Source organism: Algoriphagus oliviformis, assembly GCF_017254915.1.
In the GTDB taxonomy this organism is placed as follows: Bacteria; Bacteroidota; Bacteroidia; order Cytophagales; family Cyclobacteriaceae; genus Algoriphagus; species Algoriphagus oliviformis.
Genome location: NZ_JAFKCT010000076.1, coordinates 1 through 291, shown reverse-complemented (window position 1 = coordinate 291; position 291 = coordinate 1). Strand labels below are relative to the sequence as shown.

Sequence of the window (291 nt, the reverse complement as noted above, 5' to 3'; positions counted from 1 at the left end):
TCATGCGTTGTAGGACTTCGGATCTGGGCGGCCATGTGGATGCCTGCACCGACTGCGGGACTATCCGAATCAGCTACAACAGCTGCCGCAACAGACACTGTCCCAAGTGCCAGGGGAAGAACCGGGAAAAGTGGTTGGCAGATCGGGAAGCAGAATTGCTTCCCGTGCCCTATTTCCACGTCGTGTTCACCCTGCCCGACACGCTGAATCCCCTGGCGATGTACCAGCCCAAGGCCGTCTATGACAGCCTGTTTGAAGCCGCTTGGCAAACAGTCGCCTGCTTTGCCAAAG

1 protein-coding gene is annotated in these 291 nt (G+C 57.7%); it reads left to right on the top strand.

The features are described 5' to 3' along the window. On the top strand, window positions 1-291 hold a 291-nt coding region (locus J0A68_RS22635; protein ID WP_206580520.1), incomplete at both ends, for an IS91 family transposase.